The sequence below is a fragment of the Candidatus Aegiribacteria sp. genome (assembly GCA_021108435.1).
Classification (GTDB): Bacteria; Fermentibacterota; Fermentibacteria; order Fermentibacterales; family JCC-6; genus Aegiribacteria.
Map to the genome: position 1 here is coordinate 35,160 of JAIOQY010000046.1, position 9,997 is coordinate 45,156.

Below are 9,997 nucleotides of genomic sequence, written 5' to 3' on the forward strand. Positions count from 1 at the left end.
GTGAAAATATTACTATTTGGAGATGTGATCGGGAGACCTGGACGAGAAGCGCTTATATCGTATCTGAAAGATGGAGAATATGATTTCATCGTTGCTAACGGTGAGAATGCGGCTGGAGGTTTTGGTCTAACCAAAGGTACCGCTATTCAGCTTCTAGAAGCAGGAGTTGATGTTATTACATCAGGGAATCACATCTGGCAGCACAAGGATGTGCTTGAATATATAGATGAAGTGAACTGTCCTGTATTGCGACCCGCAAATTACCCTCCGGGGAATCCCGGCGAGGGTTATATTACTATCCGCAAGGAGGATGTGAGAATCCTGGTTATTAACCTTCAGGGCAGACTGTTTATGCCTATGGCTCTTGACTGCCCATTCAGGACTGTGGATACTATCATCAGAAATAATCCGGGTGATGTGATAATTGTTGACATGCATGCTGAAGCGACCAGTGAAAAACAGGCGCTGGCTAAACATCTGGACGGTAGAGTAACAATTGTCGCCGGAACACATACACATGTTCTTACCGCTGACGCAAGAATACTGCCCGGAGGGACAGCATGTATAACCGATCTCGGGATGTGCGGCTCCATGGATGGAGTAATTGGAATGGGTACTGAGGAAGCAAGGCTCAGATTTATCACAGGCAGACATATCAGGCTTAAAGTTGCCGAGGGTAACACTTATGTGAATGGTCTTGAAGTAGTGCTGGATGATAAGTTGAATGTAGACGGATTGCGCACGATAAATGAGAGAATATGATTCGCTGCGGCTGAAAGAGAGTCTCTCAAGTACAGCTGATTGGGTCGAGCAGGAGCTTGATCAGATTTTTACGAATCAGAAATTAATTTCCCGTCTTCCGTTATTTGCGGGTTATTCTCTTGGATCCGGAGGGAAGCGTATAAGACCTTTCCTTGTAAGAGCTGCCTGCTGCGCAACTGGAGGTAATCCGGACAGAGCCCTGCACGCGGCCTGTGCTGTGGAGATGATTCATACTTATTCACTTATTCACGATGATCTGCCCTCAATGGATAATGATGATCTCAGAAGAGGAAAACCGACACTTCACATGACATGCGGAGAGAATCAGGCATTGCTTGCCGGTGATCTCCTGCTCATTGAAGCTTTTGGAGTGATTCTCCGAACTCCTCTTGGTCCTGGAAGGATTGCAGAAATGGTCAGGCATCTGGCTTCCGCCGCCGGCCCGGGTTATCTGGTCGGTGGTCAATATATGGATATGTGTCATCCAGCAGAAGCGGATATGGACTGGATCCGCCTGATGATAAAAGGGAAATCTGCTGCCCTTATAAGGGTCTCCCTGGAACTCGGAGCGTTAGCGGGCTCCGCAGATGATGAACTCATCAGTAAAGTTTCCTTCGAAGGCGACCGGCTGGGATATCTCTTTCAGCTTACAGATGACATTCTGGACATCCGCGGGAGTGCGTCCGAGATGGGGAAGAAGGTTTCAAAGGATTCAGATCTTGGTAAGTGTAATCCCGTTACGAAGCTCGGTCTGGATGCTGCCGCAAAAGAGGCTGAAGAGCTGTCATATGATATTGCCGAGGCATTCTCAGGATTAAGCGGAAACTGGGAGGAGATCTCCTCACTGGCTCTGTATCTTCCGGACAGGAGGAAATAGTTTTATGTCAGTACTGGATGGAATCAGCTCTCCGACTGATGTTTCGAAGCTTTCCATGGAGGACAGGCTCGTTCTGGTCGATGAGATCAGAAATAGAATAATTAATGTGGTTCGCAGTACAGGCGGGCATCTGGCATCCAGTCTTGGTGTTGTTGAACTGACCGTTGCCCTGCTTTCCGTTTACTCTCTGCCTTTGGATAAGATCATCTGGGATGTAGGCCACCAGAGCTACCCCTGGAAACTTCTAACAGGCAGGGCTGATCGATTTCATACGATCAGACAATCGGGAGGTTTGAGCGGTTTTCCAAGAAGGGATGAAAACCCCTGCGACGCTTTTGGAACAGGACATAGCTCTACTTCAATATCTGCCGCTCTCGGGTTTGCTCTGGCGCGGGATCTTTCCGGGGAGAATCATAAAGTAGTCGCTGTGATTGGCGATGGCGCGATGACAGCAGGTATGGCTTTCGAGGGTCTCAATCATCTGGGACACATTGGCACTGATATGCTTATCATTCTCAACGACAATGACATGTCTATTTCGCCGAATGTGGGCGCCATATCCAGGCATCTTACGACACTTATTACCGATCCGCGATATAACCTGATCAAAAAGGAAGTCTGGAATGTTCTGGGAAAAATTCCATCTCTTGGTGAACGCGTCAGAAGTGTAGCTCATGCGGTCACAGCCGGATTGAAGAAAACACTTGTTACGCCTGACACTCTGTTTGATGATTTTGGCGTGCGATATATAGGTCCTGTTCCGGGAAATGATCTTGCTGCGATTACCGGAGTTCTTCAGCGGGTTTCGGAGATACCAGGTCCGGTTCTGCTTCATATTGAAACTAAAAAAGGGAAAGGTTTTGAGCCCGCTGAGCTTGACGCAACCGGATATCATGGTGTATCCGCGTCATTTACGGAGAAAGGGAACAAAAGAGAATCGTTTACTTCAGCTTTTTCAAGAACGATGATTGATCTGGGCCGATCCGATGAAAAAACCGTTGCCATTACTGCGGCAATGCCCGATGGAACCGGACTGAATGAGTTTGCGAACAAATATCCTGATAGATTTTTTGACGTAGGTATTGCCGAGCAGCATGCTGTTACGCTCGCATGTGGGCTCGCGTTCGGAGGTCTCAAACCGGTTGTAGCTATCTATAGCACTTTTCTCCAGAGGGCGTACGATCAGGTTATACACGATGCTGCTCTTCAGAAAGCCCCCATTGTTCTTGCTGTTGATAGAGGCGGTGTAGTGGGGGAGGATGGACCTACGCATCATGGCATGTTTGATATTCCCATGCTTCTTCCTGTGCCGGGTCTGCGTATCGGAGCTCCAAGAAATTGCGATCTGCTTGAGATCATGCTGAGGACTTCAGTCATTTTCGAAGAATATCCTACAGTTATCAGGTATCCAAGAGGAGAAGAACCGGATATTCAATCTATATCCCCGGAGACAGTATTGCCGGGGGAAGGCCAGCTGATTAGAGAAGGGAAGGACGTACTTGTAATCGGTGTGGGAGTTATGGCTCTTTACGCCCTCAAAGCAGCAGATGTTCTTGAAAAGCGGGGAATATCCGCTGCCGTGTTCGATCCAATCTGGTTAAAGCCTGCTCCGGTAGATGATATTCGCACAATGGCCGCTGAATGCGGTAAAGTTATAACCATAGAGGATGGAGCGGCAGAGGGTGGATTCGGTTTTCATATTCGATCTATACTGTTCGATCTTAATGTGCCTGTTCTTACACTTGGTTTTCAGGATGAATTCCAGACTCACGCCACAAGAGAAGAACTGCTGACTATGGCGGGGCTTGATTACAAATCATTAGCTGAGAGAATTGGTGGGTTTGTTGGACAATAACGTTAACTCTGTTCCGATTAAGAACCTCTGTCTTTACGTAGACCGATTCAATCCTCCTTATGCCGGTCTGATTCAGAATATGCTTTCTATCTGTGAGAAATACGGGATCACGATCGGGTCAGCTTCTTCATCTGCCGATCACCTCAGCAGTTTCGATATTCAGGAGAGTGATCTGTGCGATATGGCAATCATACTCGGGGGTGACGGGACCATCTTAAGGGGAATGGATTACTATCGCACATTGGACATACCTGTTCTGGGTATCAATGCCGGGCAACTGGGTTTTCTTGCCAGTGTCGAGCAGGTATCTCTGGAAAAGACAATCTCCAGGATATCAAAAGGTGATTACATCGTCGAAGCACTGCCCATCCTTAAAGCGAAATTCCCTTCGGGTCATTGCCTTACTGCAGTGAATGACTTCAGTATAAACCGATCCATGATGGGTGGGATATTGCATTTTGATCTGTTTGTGGACGACGCAAAGGTTGCGCATATGGTCGGTGACGGCATTGTAGTCTCCACTCCGCTGGGGTCTACCGCATACAGCCTTTCCTGTGGAGGGCCAATCCTCGATCCCGGATTGCCTGCTATCCTGATAGTTCCTATCTGTCCTCATTCTCTGTCCCTGCGGCCTCTTGTCGTACCTGACGATTTGTCTGTTTCAATAACAATAGGTGCTTTAAGAGGAACCGGACCTGTTGTTTCCGCTGATGGCGCTGCCTCAGGGACGCTCAGGGCCGGAGAAACGCTTTCAATAATCAAGGACTCAGGCTCATGCAGGATTGTAAGGTTTTCCGATCACCCGGGTTATTACGACAAGCTTGGACAAAAGCTGGGATGGGGATCGAGGGGATAGAATGCTGACTTGTCTTACTCTCAGGAATCTGGCGACCATCAGCGATACAGCAATTGAATTTGACAGTGATCTGAACGTTCTGACCGGGGAAACGGGTGCCGGAAAGTCAATCCTGATTGACGGGCTGCTGCTGACACTCGGAGAGAGAGCTGATACCGGTCTGGTTCGCCCCGGCACAAGACTGGCAAGCGTCGAGGCTGTATTCCTGAACGCGGACGGATCGGAAATACTGATCCGGAGGGAAATTCGTGAGGGTGGGCGAAGCAGGATTTTCATCAACGATGAACTGTCAACTCTGGATGAAGTAAAAAAACGGGTCTCCGGAATCATCGATCTTCATTCACAGCGCTCGACTCCTGCGCTGCTTGTTCGAAGAAACCAGCAGACAGCGTTCGATGAATTCGGTGGAAATTCCAGCCTGGCAGGTAATCTTTCTTATTTGTTTGAGGAGTACAGATCGCTTCTTCAGCGTCTGGATGATCTGCACGAAAACCAGGAAAAAAATCTGGAATCAAGAGATCTTATCAGACATGAACTTTCACTGATAGAGAACTTGAACCCCTCTCTGGAAGATTACCGGAGTCTTGTAAACGAGCGAAAGGAATTAAAAGCTTCAGAGAACAGTGTTGAAACCCTTCATGGTATCGTAAACGCAATATCAGATGATGATGGAATACTTGCCGCGCTTGGAAAATTCCGGAACGAACTTGGACAAACCGATATTGAACTCAGCGAAACCATCGAACTGATCGGGCAGGCTGAGATCTCGCTTGCCGAGACCAGTTCTTCCTGCAGCGCAATTCTCGGAAGGATTGAAAGCGCTCCCTGGAGGCTGAAAGAGATAGACGACAGGCTGGACGGGTATTCGGAACTGCTTGGAAGATGCGGCGGTTCTCTTGACATACTTCTTCAGAGAAGGAAAACGCTGGAGGAGGAGCAGGAGAAGTACGAATCTCTTGAGCGTGAACTGCAGGATCTGGAAACAACGATTCCAGGAAAGGGTAAAAGATTGCACGAGACTGCGGAGCAGCTTTCGGTCTCCAGAGAATCAACTGTGAAGAAACTTCAGAATTGCGTTCAGAAGGAACTGAGACTCCTTGGTATGCCGGATGCGGTCTTCAGCGTAATCATGCATGATCCTCCGCTGAACAGAAGCCTGACATCAGACGGAAGGACTATCTGTTCCGATGGATATGAAATACCTGAATTCTACTTCAGCGCTAATAAGGGTATGAAGCCCGGTTCACTGGCTTCCGTCGCAAGCGGCGGAGAACTGTCCAGAGTGAGCCTGGTTCTGAAACTTGCACTTGCCAGCGTCAGTCAGGCTCCGACTATGGTCTTCGATGAAATAGACAGCGGTATCGGAGGAGAAACAGCGAATCTGCTTGCGGATTCACTTAAAAGAGCATCAGAGAACAGGCAGGTTATCGTAATAACTCATCTGGCCCAGATCGCATCAAAGGCTGGAAGACATCTTGCGGTATCCAAGGAACTGCATGATGATCTGCCTTCAACCCGTGTGAGGGAATTAACGGGCAAACAGAACAGAATCCCGGAGCTTGCACGCCTGCTCGGTGGTGGAGACGCTGCCATTGAACATGCGGAAAAGATGCTTGATGGCTTCGGATCATCATCCTTTGAGGATGGTAACGGCTCATGAAAGGGCCTGTAATAAATCTCCCCAATATTATCTCTCTCTCAAGAATACCTATGGGGTTTGGAGCATGTTTCTTCCTTGCATCCAGAGCGATCATTCCCACATCCATTATTCTCATTGTGGGGATCTTTTCCGATTTCCTTGATGGAATCATCGCGAGAAGGACAGATTCCATAAGTGACTGGGGAAAGATATTTGATCCCCTCGCGGATAAGATCGCAATGACCGCGTTCATCATTACTCTTGGTTTTGGTTCATTGTGGTTGCCCTGTCTCGAGATATTCTCATTGCTTCCGGAGGGCTTTATCTAACAAAGCGTCTTGGATCACCTCCGTCTTCGAACATCTGGGGTAAACTCTCAACTCTCATACTTTCGATCTACATGACCATAGCCGCGATCTGCTATATGCTTGACACAGGTTTTTGCCGGACTCGATCCTGTGGGTCTGGTTTCTTTTGCGTTTGTGCTGACAAGCTTTTTTGTCTATTTTTCTGAATCCGTGCGACAATTCCGGAATAACTGATCCGGGTACACTTTCAGCTGACGGGAGCATCGATACTTGTATCTTAAAAGGCTGGAGATAGTTGGATTTAAATCATTTGCGGATGCCTTTGAATTGGAATTCCGTAAAGGTATCTCCTGCATAGTAGGTCCGAACGGCTGCGGGAAAAGCAATATCGCTGACGCGATAAGATGGGCGCTCGGATCCCAGAGTCCATCAGAACTCCGAGCCGATCGCATGGAGGACGTGATATTTTCCGGAACAGTTGACAGGAAACCGCTCGGAATGGCTGAGGTTATCCTGACTTTCGACAATTCAAAAAGGGAACTTGATCTGGATTTCGATGAAGTTTCAGTAACAAGAAGACTTTTCCGATCCGGAGACAGCGAGTACCTTCTGAACGGCAACCGATGCAGGCTCATGGATATTACCGATCTGATCGTTGACAGAGGGCTTGGAAGCAATGGTTACTGGATTCTAGAGAGAAACATGACCGAGACTATTATCGAAAGCGGTCCGGCTGACAGAAGATTTCTCTTTGACGAAGCCGCTGGAATCGTAAAATACAAAATACAGCGCCACAGAGCTGAACTGAAGCTTAACGGCGCAGGTGCTGATCTGGAAAGACTGGATGACATTATCTCCGAGGTTGACAGGAATGTCCGATTACTCAAAAAACAGGTGGCTGATTTCAGGCGGTGGGAAAGATCTGAAAAACGTGTAACCGAAATCCAGGGGCTCATGGAACATCGCAGCCTTCAGGTATCACAGAACAGATTGAAACAACTGGAGAAGCGCCTTAAAGAAAGCAAAGGACACGAACAGAAATACTCGGCTTCAGTCGCAGCCGCTGCTGCCAGACTGAGCCAGGCCAGAACTTCTCTGGAGGCGGTTCAGTCTCAACTTGACAGAGAACATCAGCAATGCTCCATGCTTGATTCAGAACTCGGGAAGGTCCGGGAACAACTTGCAGTTGCCGAGGAGAGAAGAAAATATACCATAGAACAGGCAGAGACCGCTGAAAAGGAATCGGTACTGGAATCAGAAAAAGCTGAGAATCTTGAAAAAAAGGCTGAGATTCTGCTTGGCGAGCAGACCTCCCTTGAGAACCGAATCAAATCCGCCCGAAGCATTAAAGAAAAGGCTGCCTCTGAAACCTCACTGAAGGAAAACGAGTACAAAAGATTATCAACCGAACTTGAAAAACTGAAATCAGAGTACAGAGACAGGGCTGACAGCTTACGTTCTCTGCAGGAAGAATACACTGATCATCTAAGAAGGATCGAAAGAGCGAAGCAGGAACTGGAGCATGCTCTGGAGAGAAAAGAAGAGCTTGAGAAAGCAATTCAAAGGATCAGCGATAACCTTGTTGAATCAGAAAAAGAACTTGCCGGAGTTACAACCGCAAAAGTTGAACAGGAAAGCAGACTTGAAAAGGAAAAGGAATCTCGAACGGACATTGTGGGAAAGATCACCGAAGTAACAGATCGTATCAGATCCGGTGAGATGGAAGCAGGTCTTCTGAAGGCAAAGATTGAAAATCTAAGAGAGGCTGATTCCGAATCTGATTCCCGTGATTCACTCATATCATCAGGTTTATCTGTTCGGCCCGGAATGGGAATAGCTGTCGGCGCATGGCTCGATTCGTTTCAGGACTCAATAATCTGCGACGGCAGGATCCTCCCTGAGGGTTCAGGCGGAAAAAGATATTTTCTGAGTGTCAGAGAAGTATCAAAACCCTTGATTCCGGAAAAGTCGATATGGCTGCCTGATTGCCTGGAGGAGAATTCCCCGGATAGTTACAGGGCATTGCTTTCAGGATGCGTTGTCGCTCCAGACAGAAAAACCGCAGCGGAATGGTTTTTCAGCGGCATTGACCTTGATATAGTCACCAGAAAAGGCGATCTGTTCAGGAAAGACGGTCTCGTACGGCTCGGGGTTCCCGAATCAGGCGGAGGAGCGATTGAACGGGAAGCGCTTGCCGAAGAAGCTGATAAGATGCTTCAGACTCTGGGAAAGAAGCTTGACGCTGATCGGGACCATGAGAGCCGCCTGAGAGAAACCGAGATTGAATTATCGTCCTCTCTTGAAGAAATTCGCGATGGGATCATCACGCGAGAGAAGAGTAAAGCCTCACTTCAGGCAACAGTTAACGGTCTTAAAAGCAGGATCGGTGAACTTGCATCCGAGAAGGAAACTCTCGAAGCCAGCCTTCCAGGTATCAGGAAGGCTTCAGAAGATCAGAAATCGGAAGAACCCTCAAAAAGAATTGAGGAATGCAGCGCCTTTCTTAATAAGCAGGCCGGTATTCTTGAGAAAATTGAGGCTGAGCGGGACAATCTTACCGTTGAACTCAACAGAGTCGTTCGAGAAGATAATGCTGCGCTTATCGAACTGTCTTCTCTCGAGACATCTCTAAAGCAGGTCGGACTTGATCGGGCAAGACATCTTTCTGACGCTTCGGAATCAAGGGAAGGAAGCCGTACTCTTAAAGAAAAAGCTGGTTCTCTGCTTGATGGAAAGCTTACGATTGATAAATCTATTGAGCAACTTGAGGAGCAAAAGGGAGATCTTTCCTTAAGCAGAGAGGAAGCCGAAAAAAGCAGAACGTCCGCCAGCAACAGCAGAGCAGAATGGCTTGAGAAAACCAGACAGGTTGAGAATGAGCTTTCGGAACATAGAGAGAATTTGTCTTCCGCCAGAGAAGAAAGAGCTGCTCTTTCGGGCGAATCGGAAACAGTGAGAGGGCTTGTTGATGAACTCAGGGAGAAAGAACTCGTCCTCCCCGAGGAAAAAAGCAGGTTCTGGGACTACACCGATGAGAATCTCGAAATGGAACTGAACAAGCAGATCGGCTACAGAGAGAACCTTGGCCCTGTAAACATGCTTGCTGTTCCGGAGTTTGAAGAAGCCAATAAGAGAATCACTTTCCTGAAGGATCAGAGAGACGATCTCAACAAAGCCAGAGGATCCCTTATGGATGCTATAAGAGAGATCAATCAGACAGCCGCAAAGAAGTTTGATGAGACGTTCATTGAAGTCAGGAAGCACTTCAAGGATATGTTCACCAGCCTTTTCAGCGGGGGAGAGGCTGATATCATGGCACTTGATTCAGAAGATCCTCTTGAAGGCGGTATACAGATAGTCGCCAGGCCACCCGGAAAGAAACTTGAGAATATCACTGCTCTTTCAAGCGGCGAGAGAGCCATGACTGCTGCCGCGCTGCTGTTCGCTCTATATCTTGTTAAGCCGTCTCCTTTCTGTGTGCTGGACGAGCTGGACGCGCCGCTTGATGATTCAAATGTTGATAACTATGTCAAACTGCTCCAGGGATTTGTTGACAGAACCCAGTTCGTGGTGATAACGCACAACAAGCGAACTATGGAAGCCGCTGACCGCCTGTTTGGAATAACAATGGCCGAACAGGGAGTCTCATCCATGACATCTGTCAGCCTTGAAACCGCTGAACAACTGAGTGACAGCTGAG

The 9,997-nt window shown here is 48.0% G+C and carries 7 protein-coding genes; all 7 read left to right on the forward strand.

Annotated elements, in window-relative coordinates; genetic code table 11:
* The 7 genes from K8R76_02765 (at position 1) to smc (ending at position 9,996) form a co-directional block, all read left to right on the forward strand.
* Positions 1 to 762 carry a YmdB family metallophosphoesterase gene (locus K8R76_02765; GenBank protein MCD4847095.1) on the forward strand — a complete coding sequence of 254 codons (762 nt, stop codon included), beginning with the start codon at positions 1 to 3 and terminating at the stop codon, positions 760 to 762.
* Positions 749 to 1,639, forward strand: coding sequence for a polyprenyl synthetase family protein (locus tag K8R76_02770; protein MCD4847096.1), 891 nt, complete (start codon positions 749 to 751; stop codon positions 1,637 to 1,639). The genes K8R76_02765 and K8R76_02770 overlap by 14 nt, the downstream gene beginning before the upstream one ends.
* Positions 1,640 to 1,643: 4 nt before the next feature.
* Positions 1,644 to 3,494 carry a 1-deoxy-D-xylulose-5-phosphate synthase gene (dxs, locus tag K8R76_02775; GenBank protein MCD4847097.1) on the forward strand — a complete coding sequence of 617 codons (1,851 nt, stop codon included), beginning with the start codon at positions 1,644 to 1,646 and terminating at the stop codon, positions 3,492 to 3,494.
* A complete protein-coding gene (locus K8R76_02780) occupies positions 3,484 to 4,350 on the forward strand; it encodes an NAD(+)/NADH kinase (GenBank protein MCD4847098.1) in 867 nt (288 codons plus the stop codon). The genes dxs and K8R76_02780 overlap by 11 nt, the downstream gene beginning before the upstream one ends.
* Before the next feature lies 1 nt (position 4,351).
* Positions 4,352 to 6,010, forward strand: coding sequence for a DNA repair protein RecN (locus K8R76_02785; GenBank protein ID MCD4847099.1), 1,659 nt, complete (start codon positions 4,352 to 4,354; stop codon positions 6,008 to 6,010).
* Positions 6,007 to 6,318 carry a CDP-alcohol phosphatidyltransferase family protein gene (locus K8R76_02790; GenBank protein MCD4847100.1) on the forward strand — a complete coding sequence of 104 codons (312 nt, stop codon included), beginning with the start codon at positions 6,007 to 6,009 and terminating at the stop codon, positions 6,316 to 6,318. The genes K8R76_02785 and K8R76_02790 overlap by 4 nt, the downstream gene beginning before the upstream one ends.
* A 249-nt stretch (positions 6,319 to 6,567) precedes the next feature.
* Positions 6,568 to 9,996 (forward strand): chromosome segregation protein SMC, encoded by a 3,429-nt coding sequence (gene smc, locus K8R76_02795; GenBank protein ID MCD4847101.1) that lies wholly within the window; start codon positions 6,568 to 6,570, stop codon positions 9,994 to 9,996.
* Position 9,997: the final 1 nt, after the last annotated feature.

Excerpts from the sequence above, each read along its gene's own strand:
- K8R76_02770 (MCD4847096.1), top strand. The coding sequence starts at position 749 with ATGAGAGAATATGATTCGCTGCGGCTGAAAGAGAGTCTCTCAAGTACA.
- dxs (MCD4847097.1), top strand. The coding sequence starts at position 1,644 with ATGTCAGTACTGGATGGAATCAGCTCTCCGACTGATGTTTCGAAGCTT.
- K8R76_02785 (MCD4847099.1), top strand. The coding sequence starts at position 4,352 with ATGCTGACTTGTCTTACTCTCAGGAATCTGGCGACCATCAGCGATACA.
- K8R76_02790 (MCD4847100.1), top strand. The coding sequence starts at position 6,007 with ATGAAAGGGCCTGTAATAAATCTCCCCAATATTATCTCTCTCTCAAGA.